Raw genomic sequence first — 20,245 nt, forward strand, 5'->3', positions numbered from 1 at the left:
TTAACTTTTAACTTTTAACCCTTAACTGAAGTTATGTACACTGCACCTCAACTGGTTAATTTATTAGAAAAACAACATCAACGCCGAGGAATATCGAATTTATTTAAAAAAGGGATTTTTACTCTGCAATGGAGAAGTAAAGTTGGTTGCTTTCCTCATCCCGATGTAGAAACAATGGTTTCTGCGGGAGAACCTTGTGGTGCTTGGTACGTTGCTAATGGACGACCAGGAGATAAACGCGAATTAGATAAAAACTTGGCTCAAATGCCAGAACTTCCCTTGAATGGCTATATTCCTGGTTCTTCAATTCGGGGAATTGTGCGTGCATGGGCAATGAAACGTCCCAGTATTCGTAAGCAAATGTTGAATTTGCTGGGATGTCAACAAGGAAATGTCATTAAAGAAGGCAAAATCGAATTTTTAGATGCATGGCCTGAAACGGCAACCAAACTTGTTTTAGATATAGTTAACCCACAGCAAAACTTCCAGGTCTACCATGAGGGGCAAGGTAAACCACTTTCAATTTATACTTTGGGAGATGGTGAGGATACTATTCCAGTAACAGTAGCAATTCGAGGGATTCCCGGAGAAGTTAGCCCCAAAGAAGTACAAACAGTTTGGGAATGGGTACAGCAAGCATTGAGTATTCATGGAGTTGGCAGTCGTACATCTGCGGGATATGGTCAGATTAAAGCACCTAGTGACTTTAGACCATCAGTAGAATTGCGTCAAGTTGAAAATGGCTCCACTACTAAAACCTTTGAGTTTAAACTCTACAGCCAGGGTTGTGCTGGTGCAAATCGACAACAACAAGAGTTACGTCCTTCCCACTGGCGCGGTTGGTTGCGTTCTTGGATATTGCGGTTTTTATTGGGAGTCATGTCGAAAGATAACGCAGAGAGAACCTTATGGGAACTCATGGGAATCATAGAACCAGATACCCACAAAGGTTGTGTACAAATCCGTATGATTCCGGGGGAAGAGATTTGGGGCGATAGCTCAAGTAACCAACCCTACTTTTATGTTTGGGAGGGGAAATTACAAGTTACTGCACCAAGCGAAATTCTCAACAAAATTATTTTACCAATTATCCGATTTGCAGTTAGTACAGGCGGTGTTGGTAGAGGTTGGCGACGACCATTACATATTTTCTATATGGAAACTAATAACAGATCTGCAACACGGGGAAGTCATTTAGTCATCAAACACCAAATTACTAATCCAAATACTAAAAATCGAGAGACACAAGTTTACAGACTGCCACCTAAGCCAGAAAATTGGACTTCTACCTATGATAATTGGTTGACGGCTGTGCGATCGCAGTGGGCTGAGAGAATCAACACTAATGCAAATCAGTCATTAGAAGCTGAGGTATTTTCACCCCGTACTTGTGCTGTTTATGCCGTTCCCGGGCCTTATGCCAATCCCATAGACGAGAATGATTTTGAGTGGCTAGAAACTGATGGGGTAGAAACTCGTGGAGAAGGTATGCACCTCATTTACGAACAAACTCCTCCGCGCAATTATAAACGTAATCCAGATATCGGAGGAAATGCAGCCGATAAAAATCCTCATTGTTCATGGGCAAGTATTAAGCGAATTAATATCCCCAGTCATGAAATAGAAGTAGATTGTCAAGAAATTGTTTGCTTATTTATGGGAGGAAAATCACCTCAGTCAAATCATATCCGCGCCCGGTTTCTTCAAGACTTAAACGAAATAGAGGGTAATGTACATTTATTCGGTATTTCTCCATAAATTATTCTGCTGCACAAGCGAACGGGAAATTACCAAGAATTAGTTAAAATTTCTTCCAAGCATCAGCAACATAAGCCGAATCAACCACAGTACCAATTAAATTTACAGGAGTATTTGCTGACGCATAGTATTTAACTTTTTGTGATAGCCCATCAATAGCATTAATTCTTTGCTTACCAGGACGAATATAAACTACTAAAACAGCCCTATTTGGTAGTAGATTAAGAACTTTCTGAAGTTGGTCAACTACTCTGTCTTCTATTAATTTGCTGATTTCTATTTCTGTTAAATCATTTTTCTCTGTATCTGCAATTAATTGGTAATTTACCAAATCTAGAATTACAACGTCGCCAGAAAGCTTAATGCGTTTGGCTGCGTTTACAATTTGTGCAGATTTAAATCCTCGTTGTGCCAATAGTTGATATTCTTCTGGATAATCATCTGGTATGAGTGGCTGCTGTTGTGGAATTACATAATCAATAGATATTCCTCCAACTACTTTTTCTCTGTCTAAAATTTGTTGAAGATTACTAACTTGTTGTCCCACGACTTCACTGACTGATGTTTGTAGTCGTCGTTCAACTTCCTGACGCACTAGCTGACGTGCTTCTTTAAGACTTTGATTAAACAGGTAAACACTGATAGCCCCAGCTACTCCTAAAATTAATGCCAGCACCACAAACGAAACATTAATTGCACCAACAAAACTACCAAAACTATTATTCAAACGTGTATTAGCATCTTGTAGAAACTGGATTTGGCTTTTGAGCAGTTCGACATCAGGTACTGGTGATGGTTTGGGAGTTGATGGAGAGGGAGAAGGAGTTTGGGCGACGAATAATACCCAATTCTGAATTAGCCATACTCCAGCTAAATTATACAGATTTTGCAAGTGCATACAGAATTATTTTATTTCCAGTTTATTTTCTAGTATATAAACACTCAGGTCTAAAGATACCCTCGATGGGAGCATCTCAAATTTGTTAGAACAGATGAACTAGCAGCTAGGGGTGAAAATCAGCGAAAATAAAGGAAGAAATCAAGGGAGCATCTCAATTATGGAACCAGCTAATCAGAAAAAACTTCAGGAGCATCTCAAAGCCATAGCCGGAATTCTATATCAAGAAGCAAAAACTGAAAAATTAGAAAGTTTAGCAGGAATTGAAAGAACAATTCTTAGCAGACTTTATTGATAATCAATACTGTAGCCAAAAAAAGAGTATAAGTAGCAGAAGCTACTGCGTGGGCGGCGGAGAATGTCAAGGCATCGGATGGAAGAGAATGTTTGGAAAGAAGTAGTTAAATAAGCTGACGAAAGCTTGACAGTCTGTTGTGTCTAAAGATAGATTAATGAATAAAGCTATCTGTAGCAAATTTCATTAAGAGCAACGCCACAGCCAGCGCAAATACACATAAATTTAAGTACATCGTTATCAGCAAAGCATCATGAGCCAAACCTTAATCACGCAAGAATTCGGGATTATCATAGCTGCTAAAAATCATAAACCAACAATACTCAATCCAGATTTTCTCAAATATAGTGGCATCGTCCCGATTGAATGGGAATTGGCTCGTCAACCAATATATACCCAAAGCGTATCCCAAGTTGCTTTCACCAACGGCATCGCTATCATAGCTGAACCAACACGAGTCATGTTCATAGAAGCTATTGAAAACAAAGCAGTAGAAGAAATTGCCGTTCCAGCTATTGCTAAAAAATATGTTGAAGCCTTACCCAACGTCGAATATGAAGCTGTAGGAATTAATCCTAGAGGCTACATCAGTTTTGACCAGCAGCAAGATGCCGCCCGTTTATTTCTCACAGAAACACTGTTAGCATCGGGTGCTTGGCAGGAAGTTGGGACTGCACCTGTCCGGGCAACACTGAACTTAGCTTACACTTTGGAACGCGGGCCATTTTATCTGAGTATAAATGAAGCGGCATTGCGGAACCCAGATGAAACAAGCACCCCAATTTTATTGTTCAGCGGTAGTTTTAGCTACGAAGTCAAAAGTGAAACTCCACTTGAACGTAAGAGTAGTCTGCATCAAGCCCTTGATAATTGGCAAGCAGACTTATCTGCTTACCAAGAAATTATCAGTACTAAATTTCTTGGCAAAATCAGTGAAGACGGAACTCTACTAACAAATGTATTTGCCATGAGTAATGCTGTTTAAGTCGTAAATATAAAGATCGTTAAGTAGGTGGGCTAGAAAATTCATAACTATGTAACAAAATGTAAATTCAGCGTTTACCTTACCAATAAGTTATTTCACCGTTTTTACAAAACTAAACATATCTCTGTTTTATCCTGCCTACTTACCTCATACTGCTGTGACTAGACATTGAAAGTGCAACATTAGAGATTAGCTAAAATTTTATGTTGGACTATTGTAATTGGCACAGACTTTATTTCTAGCCAAAGACCATAAGTAAACCCTGTCTAAGTTGAAATCTGTAGTTTTTTGATAGGAAAATCTCCAGTTTTCAAAATTGACGGAGTATAGACATCTCCAGCAAAAGAATGTAGAGCCGAGAATCCCTAACCAGATCACGTCTCTACAAAAATTTGAGATATAGCAACGGACAGGAAGGTTAGGACACCAACTGATTATAAAACCTAGACACCAAAAAACTTTTCAGGCTGTCACCTGTTAAGAGTCACCCGCTATAACGCATATTTCATTTTTGGAGATACTTAGTATCTGAACAGTTTAGCGCACAGAGTATTAACTATTGCTAATCTTTCACACTTGTAAATCTCCTGTAATCGCTCTTTTCGGAAACTTCCTCCAAAAACCATCTTCTAACAATTACTTACGTATTAAAAATAATTAGAGGTCTCAATGCTAGGGATAAATGAGTTGTTCCCAACCACCGACTCACTGCTGGTGAATGACGGGTCTATAATGTCCGTGATTGAAGATCCATTAAAGTTGAGTCAAGGAATTGGAATTTATGCAAATAACTCCTCAAATGGACTTATTGGCGCTTCCAGCACAGACCTGATCATAATTGATAATTCATTATCTCCAACTTCTTTTGCAGAAGAGTTTTCCATAACTTCAGTTCCTCCGTTCTTTAAACCAAACTCAACTACTAGCTTTGACCTGCTCACAGGGACTACAAGTGATAAACCATTAGTTGGCTTTTTAAATCAGAATGAAGCCATTTACCATTTCCTAAATACTCCCCCAGCCGGAAAAAGTAATAGTAATCAGCAGATTGACACTAAAAGTGTACCTAGTGAAACAAACTCAAGTCAGCAATTTAAGCAACTAACACCGGAAATATTAGAAAAATTCCGTACCGAGGCGATCGCTCGATGGGCAAATGCAGGCATTACTCCCGGAGAACAAGGTATACTCAAGGAAGTACAATTAGCGATCGCTGATTTACCTGGTTATAAACTGGGTTTAACTCAAGGATATGTCGTTACCATTGACCAAGATGCGGCTGGTACTGCATGGTTTATTGATTCTTCACCTAGTGATGATGTAGAGTTTAGCAATATAGTTTCTGCAAGCGAGTTGCAGGCAATTGAAAGCGACTTAGCTTTTGGGCGCGTAGATTTATTGACAGTAATGACTCACGAGTTTGGTCATGTACTAGGTCTGGATCACTTAGATTCTAATAGTGTAATGAGTGAGGCATTGGCAATAGGAACAAGACGCTTGCTCACACAGGAAATTCTAGAAAATAGTAAAGCAGATCAACCCATTAATGAAGCACTAGAGCTAAATTTATCAACAATTTCTGCTCAAAATGGCATAGTTGTCGGTAATTTAAGTACAACTGATACAATTAACCCTACTCGTAGTGGTAGATACAGTGATGATTACCAGTTAATTGATTTTACTGTGGGGAAACTTGTTACCCTTAACCTATCTTCCCCAAACTTTGATACCTATCTCCAACTTATCAATATAGATACAGGACAAGTCATTGCTCAGGATGATAACTCTGGGACTGGGAATAACTCATTGCTCAGATTTACTCCTATTGAAGGCATAAACTACATAGTGCGGTCTACCAGTTACAGTAGCGGCAGGACAGGAACATACAGCCTCATTGCCACCTCTGGTGCGCCGGACTTAGTAATCACAGATGCAACTGCACCCATTACCGCTCCTGAACGCAGCACTATTTCCTTAACTTGGACTGTCACCAACCAAGGAGAAGGCGTAGCGGCAAACGATTGGTCTGACTACGTTTACTTGTCAGATAACACTGTTTTTGATAGCTCAGACAGCTATATTGGCTATTTGGGGAATGGAGATAAAATTCCATTAGCCCCTGGTGCCAGTTACATAAGCACCCAAAACCTGGCACTACCAGAAAGGGTAGGAGCAGGAAAACAGTATTTGCTATTTGTTGCCGACCGAGATAATAACATAATTGAAGCAAGTGAAACCAATAACGTCCGGGCTGTTCCCATCGACATTACCGTACCGGATTTGGTAGTAACAGGAGCAACTGCACCCATTGCTGTCACAGTAGGCAGCACTGCTGAAGTATCTTGGACAGTACTCAACCAAGGTAACGTGCAGGCAACCCATCGCTGGTACGATGCCATTTACCTGTCCAATGACCAAACTTTGGATGGAACAGATACGCAGGTGAGCGGGTTTGATTCTGGGATTTCAGGGACATCTCTATTGGCTGGTGATACTTACACCTTGACACAAACATTGAATATTCCCAATACTACACTGGGAAATCGCTATTTGTTATTTGTCGCGGACGCAGACAACAATCAATATGAAACTAACGAAAATAACAACGTTAAAGCTATTTCGGTGGAAGTTAAGGCCCCGGACTTGATGATAACTGCCGGCTCGGCACCAGTTACAGCAGGAATCAGTGAGGGAATTACCGTCAACTGGACAGTTACAAACCAGGGAGATGTGGTTGCAGGGGCAGATTGGTACGACTATTTCTATTTGTCAGATGACCCAATTTATGATGATTCAGATCAGTATATTACAGAGAAATGGACAGGTGATCTGATTCCCCTAGGCAGTAATACCACATACACTGCTACGCATACATTTAATATTCCTAGCGATGCCACAGCAGGCAATCGTTATTTACTAGTAGTTGCTGACCGAGATCACTACCAGCAAGAAACCAACGAGAACAACAACTTTTATGCAATTCCGATCATAATTAAAGCACCAGATTTAACGGTTACAGATGCAACCGCTAGTGCGAACAGTGCAGATCCAGAAACAACTTTATCAGTTTCCTACATCGTAAAAAACCAAGGAGAAGTAAGTGCCAATCAGGGTTGGTATGACCAAATCTTCTTGTCCTATGATGAGGTGTGGGATAGCTCAGATACTTACCTCAATAAGCGTTATACCTCTACAGAAACACCATTGGCAGCAGATGCCACTTATACCGTTAATAATCTCAGCTTAACATTGCCAGGAGGAGCGATCGGTCAAGCAGGTAATCGCTACCTCCTTGTAGTGGCTGATGCTTACAACTATCAGAGTGAAACCAACGAAAATAACAATGTTAAAGCCATTCCTCTAACGATTGCCGGAGTTACAAGTGCCAACGCAGACTTGACGGTGACAGCAATTAACGCACCAATAAATGTTAGCACACAACAAAATATCACCGTTGCTTGGACAGGTAAGAATATCGGTAACTTACCTACCAGTGCCAGTTATTGGTATGACCAAGTGTACATTTCCAGTGATGCTATCCTGGATACCAGCGATACCTACCTAGACGAAACCTACGGCGATCGCACACTGACCCCTGGGCAAGAGTACACTCAAGAGTTAAATATCACAATTCCTCAAGGGAGAACTGGTACTCAGTACTTATTGGTAGTAGCAGACAATTACAACTATCAAGAAGAAATCAACGAAACTAATAACGTCCGGGCGCTGCAAATTGATGTTCAAACTCCCGATTTACAGGTAACTGCGTCAACTACTCCGACTCAGGCTTATGCTGGGGCGCAGATAGAAGTGAGTTGGACGGTTGAAAATCAAGGGAACGGTAGTACAGTGACTCAGTGGTACAACTCCGTATATTTGTCAGATGACGACACGCTTTCTACTGCTACAGACATTTTGTTAAAGGATGCAGAAACGCAAAAGTTATTACCTTTAGACAGCGGCACTGGCTATACTGTGACGCAATTGCTTTCACTACCGAATACTGTCACAAAGGGCAGCAAATATTTGCTATTTGTAGCAGACCGGGGTAATCAGCAGGGTGAATCAAATGAGAATAACAATGTCAAAGCCGTTTCTATCAACATTGTTGACAAAGACCCAAATTTACCGTTACTACAAACAGGTAGTCCAGTCCAAAACCAAAATAGTCCCCAACTTCTTACTAATCCTAACACTGCCACTTACATTCCTCTCTCTAGCAGTTTAACCACAGGATTGCTGGGTGAATATTATCTTTCTAGTAACAGTGTCACTACCTTTCCTGACTTTAGCACTCTCCAACCTACCTATACCAAAGTTGATCAACAGGTAAACTTCAACTTTGAAAATAATAATTTTGCTAATATTCCGGGCTTGACAAATAATTTTGCAGTTCGTTGGACAGGAAAAATTAATATTGCTACAGCAGGAGATATAACTTTTTACACAACAAAAGATTACTATACTAACGGTAATCGCCTCTACATTGATGGGCAATTGCTGATTGATAATCAGGGGTATTACTCGCAAGAACTCTCGCAAACAATTAACCTAACTCAAGGCGAACATGACCTGCGCTTAGAATTCTTTGATAACAATCACCACTACGGAAGTGGGGTAAATCTTAGTTACACTCCAGTGGGAGGCAGTAAGCAGCTAATTCCTGCCAGTGTTTTAACACCGACATCTGTAACACCGCCTCAAGACTTAGCTGATTTAAAGATTAGTGGGGTAACAGCTCCCACCGTGATCACTAAAGGGCAAACTATCAACACTACCTGGACTGTTACCAATCAAAGTAGTAATACTACCCAGAGTCGTTGGTATGATAACATTTACCTTTCTGATGACCTGATCCTAGATAGTGCAGATACGCTAATAACTGGCTTGACCGCAGATACGGACTTAGCAGGTGGCAGTACCTACACGCAAACCAAGAGCATTAAAATTCCGACAACTGTTGAGTTGGGAAATAAATATTTACTGTTTGCGGTTAATCCAGATAATACCGAAATTGAGAGCGAACGCACTAACAATGCCTACGCTTTACCCGTTATTATTACCAACCCTGACCTGATTGTAACAGCAGCAACAGTTCCAGCGACCGCAGCCGAGCGTTCATCAATAACAGTGAACTGGACTGTAAAAAACCAAGGAAATGTATTAGCTAATGCTAATAGCTGGTATGACTCAGTTTACCTTTCCGATAACACTGTTTTTGATAATTCAGATCGCTACATGGGTGATATCTGGATTAACGGCAACCAAGAAGCAGGAGAAACTTATAGTCAGAGCGAGATTTTTACATTACCACAAAATACTGGGTCAGGGAAATGGTATGTGCTGGTAGTAGCTGATAGAAACAACTATCAAGCAGAAACCAGTGAAACTAACAACATCTATGCTATCCCGATTAATATTACAATTCCGGATCTGACTATTATCACCAGCAGCACTCCCACAACAGCAGCACTGGGTGAAACAGTTGCTGTGTCTTGGACAGTCAAAAATTCGGGAGATGTATCAGCAGCAGCAGAGCGGTATGATTCAGTTTATCTCTCCGATGATGCCAAATTTGATGTCACGGACACCTATGTTGCTGACTTTTACCTCAGTAATTCTTCCCCTTTAGCCGCAGGTGCAAGTGAAGTTCGCACTGAAAGTATTATAATTCCCAACTCCCCCCTGGGACAACGTTACTTGCTGTTTGTGGGCGATCGCTATAATTATCAAAGTGAAACTGACGAAACTAACAACGTCTGGGCAACTCCCATCACCATCACTGCCCCAGATTTAGTCGTGTCAGATGCCACAGCCCCAATCACCGCTACACAAGGGGAAACGGTATCACTATCTTGGACAGTTACCAACCAAGGAAATGTTGTTGCTGAAACAGATTGGTACGACTCAGTATATCTCTCGGATGATGCAACCTTTGACGACTCAGACGAATACATTATCGACCGATGGAATTATGAAAACACCCCTTTAGCGGCTGGAGCCAGCTACAATATTCCACAAGACATCACAATTCCCACTAATGCTAAAGCAGGTAGTCGTTATTTGCTGTTCATTACAGATACATATAGCAACTACCAAGGAGAAACTAACGAAAACAACAATACCAGAGCAGTCCCCATCTACATTAAAGCTGCTGACTTGGTAATCTCTGACGCTAGTACTTCTGCTACTACTGTTGCCCCTGGCTCTACCCTCTCACTCTCCTACACAGTCAAAAACCAAGGTGAAAGCACAGCTTCTCAGGATTGGTATGACTACATCTATTTATCTAACGATGCTGTTTACGACGACTCTGATTATCAACTTGACTATCGCTGGAATTATGCAGAAACTCCTCTGGCAGTAGATGGTACTTATACAGTCGATAATATTAGCGTCACATTACCGAACGATCCCATTGGTCAAGCCGGAAATCGTTACCTGCTATTTGTCACAGACAGAGATAACTATCAAAGTGAAACCAACGAAAATAACAATGTCAAGGCGATTTCCTTGACAATTGCAGGTGAAAATGCTGACTTAGAAGTGATAGCAGCAATAGCCCCCAGTGTAGTATCAACACAGCAAAATATTTCAGTATCTTGGACAGTCAAGAACATAGGTGCATTGACAGCATCAGCAGACTGGTATGATTCTGTTTACATTTCTAGTGATAGTACCTTAGATGCCAGCGACACCAGAATAACAGATCAATTGGTGTCGTCGCAAACACCATTACCAGTAAATGGGCAATACAGCCTTAACAGTGATATTACAATTCCCCAAGAAAGGACTGGCAATCAATATTTGCTGTTTGTTGCCGATGGTTACAATTACCAGGGTGAACTCAACGAGACGAATAACGTTCGTGCTGTATCAATTACAGTTCAAGCCCCTGACTTAGTAGTAACTAGTGCTACAGCACCAGTAAAAAGTTATCCTAGCACAAGGATTGAAGTCAATTGGACTGTGAAAAACCAAGGTAACGCTAGTGCTATTAATGATTGGTACGATCGCATTTATCTGTCAGATGATGATACTTTAAACACTAATACTGATACTTTCCTGAAAGATATAGTCACAGGTAACTTGACTCCTTTAGCAGTCGGAGATGAATACAGCGTCAGCCAGTTATTGACATTACCCAGCAATATCAAAATTGGCAATCGCTACTTGTTATTTGTAGCAGATCTCAATAATGACCAAGGTGAAATCAGCGAAAGCAATAATGTCAAAGCTATCCCGATTGCCATTGGTGATAATGACCCAGATTTAGTAATCACCACTGCTGCTGCTCCCACCACAGCCGTTTTGGGAGAATCCATCGCAGTTAACTGGACTGTCAAAAATCAAGGTACTATAGAAGCTTCAGCGGATTGGTACGACACAATCTATCTGTCCGATGACCAGATATTAGATAGCACTGATGTAGCAGTCTCCTCTCAAAGTGCCGCCCAAATGTCTCCCTTAGCTGTGGATGGGACTTATAATTATAGCCGCAGTATTACAATTCCCAACACTACTACAGGCAACCGTTACTTGCTATTTGCTGTAGATGCAGGCAAGCAACAAAGCGAAAAAGACGAAACCAATAACGTCCGCGCAGTCCCAATTACACTAACAGCACCAGACTTGATAGTCAGTGATGCCAGTAGCACCGTTTCTGCTGCAACCTGGGGCGAAACCATCCAAGTTTCTTGGGTAGTAGCCAATATTGGCACAGTGAGTGCTGCTGCAACTTGGGGCGACCAAATTTACATCTCAGATGACCCTATCCTGGATGGGACTGATAAGTTTGTAGCCACTTTTAGTGCGGCTGATAATGTGCCGTTAGCAGGTAACAGCAGCTATACACAAACTGCTAAAAACATTACCATCCCCATCAATTCGGGAACTGGCAACAAGTACCTGCTATTTGTCACAGATGCCAATGATGCTCAGGGTGAAATTAATAACAACAATAACGTCAAGGCCATATCAATTGAAGTTAAAGCCCCAAATCTCCAAGTTACTGATACCAATGCTCCCACTAGCGTCACCTGGGGAGAAGTTATTCCCGTTTCTTGGACAGTCAGCAATCAAGGTACAGGTAAGGCTCTAGCTGATTGGTGGGATTACATTTACCTTTCTAGTAATCCTACCCTAGATAGTAACGATATTTACTTAGGGAATTTATCAGCAGCGACTCAAAGTCCTCTCGAATCGGGTAATAGTTACAGCTTCAACCGCGATATTACTGTCCCAAATGTCACACCTGGAAATTGGTATTTGTTAGTTGCTGCTGACAACAATGGCAACCAACAAGCAGAAAGCAACGAAACAGATAATCTGCGTGCTGTTGCCTTGGAAGTAAAAGCACCCGATTTGGTTGTCTCTGCTGTGACAGCACCTACTGAAAGTATTTTGGGAGCAACAATCCCAGTTAGCTGGACAGTTACGAACCAAGGAACTGGTAATGCTCTGGCAGATTGGTATGATTACGTTTACCTATCAGCAGACCAGACCCTAGATGGTGCAGACACTTCCTTGGGATACTTGTGGACAGGCGATAAGACACCATTGGCAGCAGGATCTAGCTACATAGTAGGTAGAGATGTTACACTTCCCAATGTGGCAGCCGGAACTTGGTATCTCTTAGTTAGTGCAGATCGAGACAATTATCAAGCTGAGACGAATAACAATAATAATGTCAAAGCAGTTGCAATTGAACTGGGTGCGCCGGATATTGAATTGACAGATGCAACTGCTCCTACCACTGTTAGCTTAGGCCAAACAATTCAGGCGGGTTGGACTGTTACGAACACAGGAAATCTTGTGGCTCCAGCAGACTGGTCTGACTACGTTTATTTGTCAGATGATGCCACTCTTGATGAAACTGACACTCTATTAAACTACTTATCAGCAGCAGATAAAACACCCCTGAGTGCTGGCAATAGCTATAATCAAACTTTTCAGGTTAGTATCCCCGGTACAGGAAGAGGTAATAAATATCTATTGTTTGTTGCAGACGGCAACAATGTACAAGGCGAAAGTAACGAAAATAATAATGTACGTGCCAAAGCTTTAACAATCAATGCCCCCGATTTAATTATCTCTGAGGCAACATCTCCAAATCGTGCCATTTTAGGCGAAACCATAGACGTTTCTTGGACAGTCAATAATGCTGGTAGTGGCTCGGCTTTCGCTGACTGGTACGATAGCATTTATATTTCTAATGACACGAATTTTGATGCTACAGATACCTTAATTACTGACATCTGGACTGGAGAAAAAACACCATTAGCACCAGGAGGCAGTTACAACATTGCTAAACAGATTACTGTTCCTAATACCGCCACAGGGAACCGCTATCTGTTGTTTGTGGCAGACCGCACCAATAGTCAAAGTGAGACTAACGAAAGCAACAATGTTAAAGCTGTTGCGATCGCCCTGGGTTCAGTAGACCTCGTACCAACTATTACCTCATCACCAACAACAGCTACATCCGGCACAACCGTATCCTTAGAGTGGTTAGTAACTAATACAGGTTCAGTAGAAGCACCAGGCAATTGGACTGACCGCATCTATCTTTCCACAGATAATCAATTTGACACCAGTGACATTTTCCTCCAAGAACTCCAGCATGATGGAATCTTGGCAGCAAATAGTAGCTATCCAGCACAGCTTAACTTGAATTTACCTCTGGATATTAGCGGCGAACGCTATTTATTATTAGTCACAGATGCTAACAAGCAAGTAATTGAAATCACTGGTGAAGAAAATAACGTTGTCAGCAGCTTAATTCAAATCGAATTAGCGCCCTATGCAGACTTAGCAGTTTCTAATGTTATCGCACCTACCTTAACCATCGGCGATCCAGCAAGTGTAACCATCGACTGGACAGTAACCAACCTTGGCAATGGCATCGGTAAAACCAGCACCTGGGTTGACCGAATTATTGCCTCACTCGACAGTACAGTCGGTAACTCAGATGATATTATACTAGCAAACTTCACTCACAATGGATTTTTAAATGTCGGTGAAAATTACACCCGTTCGGAAAAACTCAGCCTCTCTGCCGGTTTCCAAGGTCAATATCAGTTATTTGTACAAACTGATGCCACCGCTCAGGTATTTGAGAACAACGTAGAAACAAATAATACCACTACTCCTAATAATCCCTTCAGCGTCGTTCGTATTCCTTATGCAGACTTACTAGTTTCTGAAATCCAAACACAGGCAGCCGCCAGTAGCGGTCAACAAACGCAAGTATCTTGGAAAGTTACCAATTCAGGCATTGGAATCACCAACACCAGTTCTTGGACAGACCATGTTTCATTAGCCAGCGACCCAGAAGGCACAAATATCATTGCCGACTTAGGAAGCTTTGAACACGTAGGTGCATTAGCCGTAGGTAAGACTTACAATTCCTCTGTAGATGTTACCCTGCCCAACGGACTTTCAGGTAATTACTACCTGGTTGTAACTACAGGTGGTCCATTCGAGTTTATTTACACTAATAACAACAGCCGCACCTCCAACGCAGTTCAAGTAAGTTTTACTCCCCCTCCCGATTTAGTAGTAACAAATGTCACTTCTCCTACAACAGCCCAATCTGGTAATAAGATTGATGTCTCCTGGACAGTAGGGAACACCGGCACAGGTGATGCTGTTGGTTTTTGGACAGACCAAATATTCCTCAAAGAAGTTGGCAATTCCAACGCGCAATTAATTTCCTTGGGTAGCTTTAACTATGGTAACGGTCTCCAGGCAGGTAAAAACTACACCCGCTCTGAACAATTTGTTTTGCCTTCTACCCTCCAAGGTTTGTACGAAGTTGTAGTCAAAACTAACACTACTAACTCTCTATATGAGAATAGTGCGACAGCAAATAATACCAGCAGTACAAACCCCAACAATCTGCTAGTTAGTTTAACTCCTCGTCCTGACTTGCAAGTAAAGGAAATTATTGCACCGACAACAGCCAACGCTGGTGGCACGATTTCTTTGGAATTCATCGTCAGCAATGAAGGCATAGTTAGCACAAACACACCCAACTGGCAAGACCGTGTTTATTTGTCCCTAGATGACAAAATTAGCTATGATGATTTGTCTTTGGGTAGCTTTAGCAATGGTGCAGCCTTAGCAGCAACAGAAAGTTACCGCACCCAGGCTAATACCTTGGTAATTCCCAAATACTTCCGGGGTGAAGCCTACCTGATTGTCCAAGCAGATGCTTCTGGACAAGTAGATGAATATCCCCAAGAATCTAATAATATTAAAGCAGTCAAATTAAATATAAATTCACTGCCACCTGCTGATTTAGTTACCAGTCAAGTAATTGCTCCCACCCAAGCTTTTGAAGGTTCTCAGATCAAAGTCCGTTACACTGTCACCAACCTGGGAATTGGTGAAACCGACCGGGATAGTTGGACAGATACCATTTGGCTAACCCGCGATAAAAATAGACCATCCCCAACTAACAGTGAAGGAAACGCAGAAGATATTCTTTTGACCAATGTTGGACACAGTGGTTTGTTGAAAGTTGGTGAAAAATATGAAGCGGAGGTAAATGTTCTCATCCCAGGTCAAATCACCGGTGAGTGGTACATTACTGCTTGGTCGGATGCTTACAATGTCGTTTTAGAAGACACCTTTGATATTAATACTAATCCAGACGACCCCACAGAACTGGACAACAATAACTATAAAGCTAGACCAATTACCATCCTGCTGACACCACCACCGGATTTGGTAGTAACTTCAGTCACACCGACAACTCAAGCAGTAGGTGGACAACCATTTAGCGTTTCTTGGACAGTACAGAATCAAGGTGCTAATGGCATAGCAACAAGTAATTGGATTGACCAGGTTTACCTATCTGATAGTCCCACACTCAACGCACCGGGAGCTAAACAATGGTTTTTGGGTAGTGTCGGACACAGTGGTAGTTTGGGAGTGAATGAAAGCTACACTGGCAAACTTGATACCATCTTGTCTCCAGGTGTTAGTGGTCACTACATTATTGTTCAGACTAACCCTAATGGCAACGTTTGGGAAGGGCCTTATATTAACAACAACCTGCTGAACGCTAACACTCTTGTCACCAGCAGTCCAGCAGACTTAATTGTAACAAATGTGAAAACTCTGCCGCAAAACTTCTCTGGAGAACGTACCACCGTTGAGTGGACAGTGAAGAATATCGGCAGTGATATGTGGGCTGGAACTCGCTACTGGTATGATGAAATTTGGGTTTCCCCCGACCCCACCTTTATCCCCGGACGGGCAACTAAAGTCGGATTTGTCCCCTATAGTCCTCAACAACTATTACGCAGTGGTGATAGTTATACGCAAACCCAAGATATTACTTTACCTGCGGGAATTGATGGTGAGTATTATATTTATGTTAGTACAGATTATAGTTACGACAGAAATACGGAACAATTCCGGGGTGAAATTCCCACAGGTGGCGACAATAATTCGCTGCGGGATAGCTTTGAATATCGCGTATTTGAAGACACGACAAACAATTTAGGTAGTTCCTTAATTCCTGTTACCTACAGAGAAGCAGATTTAGAAGTTACCAATCTTGTAGTTCCTCAAACATCACCTACTTCCGGTCAGACAATTTCAGTCAACTGGACAGTCACCAACACAGGTACTCGTGATACCAGAGAAAATTCTTGGTACGATCGCATTTATCTTTCACGGGACGGTTCTTTAGACTTTAATGACACCTTGCTGGGTAATTTTATTCATCACAGCGGCTTAAAGCAGGGTCAATCTTACATTGGTAATGGGCAATTTACTCTCCCAGATGGTATTGATGGCAATTTCTATTTACTAGTATTCACGGATGCAAATATTAGTAAGGGGAATAACAATAAACTCACCTATGATCTAGGCATTAGCCAGACATTAAGTCGCGTACCTGAGTTCCAAGATGAAGGTAATAATATCACTGCTGCACCTTTGACAGTTACGTTGCAACCACCAGCAGATTTGCAAGTAACTTCAATTATTATCCCCGAACGCGCTACCACCGGACAAAGCTTCAATCTCAGTTACACCGTAGAAAATAAAGGTGTTGGGAATACACCAACTAGACAAAATCGCTGGAATGATTTAATTTACCTATCCAGAGATGAATTTTTAGATTTACAAAGCGATCGCTATCTGGGATATGTAGAACATAATGGTGGCTTAACTGCTAATGGCAACTACACAGTTAACAAAACGCTACAACTGCCCACTGACTTTGTTGGTTCCTACTACGTCTTTGTAATTACCGATGCACCCCAGTCTAACCCTCGCGGTGTGGTATTTGAAGGCAATAATGAGGGTAATAACGCCAAAGCCAGCATTCAGCCCCTAGTATTAGAATTGCCACCACCAGCCGATTTGCAAGTAAGCGAAATTACTATTCCCAGTACTGCGAAATCTGGTGAACAGATAGAAATTAGCTGGAAAGTCACTAACTACGGTGACAATCCAGCCAGCGGAGAATGGAGTGATGCAGTTTACTTATCCACAGATGCAATATGGGATATCAATGACCGCCTCATTGGGCGAATAACCCATAATGGAAACTTAGTCACTGCTGCTGACTACACCTCAACCCTGATCACAAATCTGCCCCCAGCAATTCCCGGACAATATCGCATCATTGTTAGATCAGATATCTTCAATCAAGTTTACGAAGCTGAAAACGAAGCAAACAACCGCACAACTTCGGCTGACTCCCTGAATGTTACCGTTGAGCAGTTACAATTAGGTGTAGCCAAAGCAACAACCCTCAGTACCGGACAGGAAAGGCTATTTGCAATTAACCTCCAAGCTGGTCAAACCCTGCGAGTCAAAGCCAACTCGGATGCTACTCAAGCTGCTAACGAAATATTCGTCCGCTTCCAGCAAGCACCGACCAGTATTGTTTATGATGCTGCTTACACAGGAGTATTAGGTCCAAATCAATCAGCCATAATTCCCACCACAAAAACAGGAACTTACTATGTACTCGTGCGGGGTTACTCTGAACCCAACAATAACACCCCTCTCACCCTGTTAGCTGATGTTCTTCCTTTTGAAATTACCGATGTTGTTACCGACCGGGGAGGAGATAGCCGCTACGTCACCACTAATATTTTAGGCGCACAATTCCAGTCAGGGGCAATTGTGAAATTAGTTCGTCCTGGAATTGCTGAATATAACCCAGTCAGATACCAAGTCATTGACAGTACCAAAATTACTGCTATCTTTGACCTCACAGACGCACCTCACGGTCTTTATGATGTTAAAGTCATCAACCCAGATGGCCAGGTGGCAATTGTTCCTTATCGCTACTTAGTTGAACGGGCAATTGAACAAGATGTTACCATCGGTTTAGGTGGGTCAAGCATCCTCGCACCTGGAGATGCAGGTACTTATGGTGTCTCAGTCCAAAGTTTAACCAATATCGACACCCCCTACGTACATTTTGCTATCGGTACTCCCGAACTGGGAATAAATTCAGAAGTCTTCAATCTTCCCTACACCGAATTTAGCTCAAATCTGCGCGGCAACCCAGAAGGCGTTTTGGAAGATGTGCCTTGGGCTAGTCTTATCTCCGATATCAATACCAATGGCGAAATTTTAGCACCAGGATATGTCCTTGACCTCCCCAACGCGGGATTTGTTGGTCGCACATTTAACGTTCAAACTTATCCAGGACTGCAAGACGAACTAGCTAAAGACCCCGAAGGTTTAGACGATGTTCTAGATGAAGATATTGCTTTCCGCTTCCATATTTTAGCGACAGCAACAGCAATGACTCGTGCGGAATTTGTTCAACAACAAACTCAAGAAGCACTGCGGTTGCGAAATGCGATTCTCAAAGACCCAACAGCCTCGATTTCGCTGACTGTCTTAGCGGCAGATACTAACACTTGGACAAACGCATATTTAGCAGCTTTAGAACAAGCGGGATTATTACGTCCTGAAAACGCAGCCCCGCCAATTCGTGAAAATCCCCAGGTAATTAGCTTAATGGCGACACTCGCCACTGGTTTATTACTGGGTCCGGCGGGGAATCAAATTATCTCTAGTAATAACCTAGTCAACTTCTTTGAACAAGTCCGTAAATGGTATGGGAATAACCCCAGTTTAAGAGGACAAAATTCAGCTGTTGATCTTCAACAATACGACTTAGGTCTCTCACAAAAAACCCACGCCCAATCCTTCAACGTCTACGTTCCTTTTGGAGAAGCGAGAGTTGAACTACCCCAAGGCGTTGCTGTACCACCTCCTAGCTTTGGTAGCTTCTTCAACGGTGCTGGAACTACTAGTAATCTTGCTACCCTCACAGGTCCGCTGGGCTATGGGATGGAAAATATCATTCCTGTGGGAACAGCACTCCCCTACACCATTCGCTTTGAAAATGCTGCTGCTGCTGACAGTTATGTTGGGGAAGTACGGATTGTTACCAAACTTGATGATGACCTCAACCCCCGTACCTTCCAGTTAGGTTCTCTGCGTTTAGGCGATATTCAGATTCATATTCCTACAGGACGTGGAACTTCTCTCTGGGGATTTTGATTTTACCAGCAGCAAAGGCTTTATTTTACGGGTGAGTGCTGGCTTAGATATAATTTCTAACACTGCTACTTGGTTAATCCAAGCAATTGACCCGAATACTGGGGAAGTGGTGCAGAACCGTGATATTGGTCTGTTGCCACCCAATACAGCGAGCGGCGTTGGTAGTGCCTTTGTCAGCTACACTATTCTCCCTAAAACTGGTAGTGAGACGGGGACGGAAATTACTAGTACGGCTAGAATTATTTATAACACGGCTGCACCTTTAGATACAGCAGAAGTCACTAACATTATTGATGGTACTGCCCCAACAACGGAAGTCACTGCCACACCATTAGTTGCAGGTGGTTCTGACTATTTGGTGAAGTGGACGGCAACTGATGATGCCGTTGGTTCTGGAATTAAGCACGTTACTGTTTATGTAGCTGAAGATGGTGGTGATTTCAAGATTTGGCAGCAGCAAACTACTGAGATGAGTGGCGTTTATGTTGGTCGTAGCGGACATAGCTATGAATTCTTGGCACTGGCTACCGATAATGCTGGTAATAAGGAACAACCTTCTTTAGGAATTAGCGCCCCCAATGATGGTTCTACGGTTAATTTAGGGACTTTACCGACAGTTGAGAAAACGACTTCACCAGAATTAGGTACGCCCCCTCTACCCCAACCGCAACCATCAACAAATCAACTATTCTTAGCAGCCACACAGGGTATTCCATCTACTGTACCCACAACTCAACCATCTGAATTTAGTAGCGTTTTA

General features: G+C 42.2%; 5 protein-coding genes. 4 read left to right on the forward strand and 1 reads right to left on the reverse strand.

The genetic code is table 11. The features are described from left to right. Positions 1–33: 33 nt before the first annotated feature. Positions 34–1,758, forward strand: coding sequence for an RAMP superfamily CRISPR-associated protein (locus ACOWPH_RS30765; RefSeq protein ID WP_015217684.1), 1,725 nt, complete (start codon positions 34–36; stop codon positions 1,756–1,758). 43 nt (positions 1,759–1,801) lie between these two features. Here the strand turns inward: ACOWPH_RS30765 and ACOWPH_RS30770 are convergent, their stop codons facing one another. Further along, a complete protein-coding gene (locus ACOWPH_RS30770; RefSeq protein ID WP_015217685.1) occupies positions 1,802–2,656 on the reverse strand; it encodes a hypothetical protein in 855 nt (284 codons plus the stop codon). 160 nt (positions 2,657–2,816) lie between these two features. On the opposite strand from ACOWPH_RS30770, the gene ACOWPH_RS30775 reads away from it, so the two are divergent. The 3 genes from ACOWPH_RS30775 (at position 2,817) to ACOWPH_RS30785 (ending at position 19,485) form a co-directional block, all read left to right on the forward strand. Continuing rightward, entirely contained in the window at positions 2,817–2,951 is a 135-nt protein-coding gene (locus ACOWPH_RS30775; protein ID WP_015217686.1) for a hypothetical protein, read from the forward strand. Between the two features lie 253 nt (positions 2,952–3,204). Next, the gene (locus ACOWPH_RS30780; protein WP_015217687.1) at positions 3,205–3,936 is read left to right on the forward strand and encodes a hypothetical protein; all 732 of its coding nucleotides are present in this window, start codon (positions 3,205–3,207) and stop codon (positions 3,934–3,936) included. Positions 3,937–4,605: 669 nt separating this feature from the next. Then, on the forward strand, positions 4,606–19,485 hold the full coding sequence (locus tag ACOWPH_RS30785; protein WP_422665759.1) for a CARDB domain-containing protein: 14,880 nt from the start codon (positions 4,606–4,608) through the stop codon (positions 19,483–19,485). Positions 19,486–20,245: the final 760 nt, after the last annotated feature.

Source organism: Anabaena sp. PCC 7938, from assembly GCF_049315035.1.
Taxonomy (GTDB): Bacteria; Cyanobacteriota; Cyanobacteriia; order Cyanobacteriales; family Nostocaceae; genus Anabaena; species Anabaena cylindrica.

What these genes read in the sequence shown, in the direction of transcription:
- ACOWPH_RS30765 (WP_015217684.1), top strand. Translation starts at nt 34, where the DNA reads ATGTACACTGCACCTCAACTGGTTAATTTATTAGAAAAACAACATCAA.
- ACOWPH_RS30770 (WP_015217685.1), bottom strand. Translation starts at nt 2,656, where the DNA reads ATGCACTTGCAAAATCTGTATAATTTAGCTGGAGTATGGCTAATTCAG.
- ACOWPH_RS30775 (WP_015217686.1), top strand. Translation starts at nt 2,817, where the DNA reads ATGGAACCAGCTAATCAGAAAAAACTTCAGGAGCATCTCAAAGCCATA.
- ACOWPH_RS30780 (WP_015217687.1), top strand. Translation starts at nt 3,205, where the DNA reads ATGAGCCAAACCTTAATCACGCAAGAATTCGGGATTATCATAGCTGCT.
- ACOWPH_RS30785 (WP_422665759.1), top strand. Translation starts at nt 4,606, where the DNA reads ATGCTAGGGATAAATGAGTTGTTCCCAACCACCGACTCACTGCTGGTG.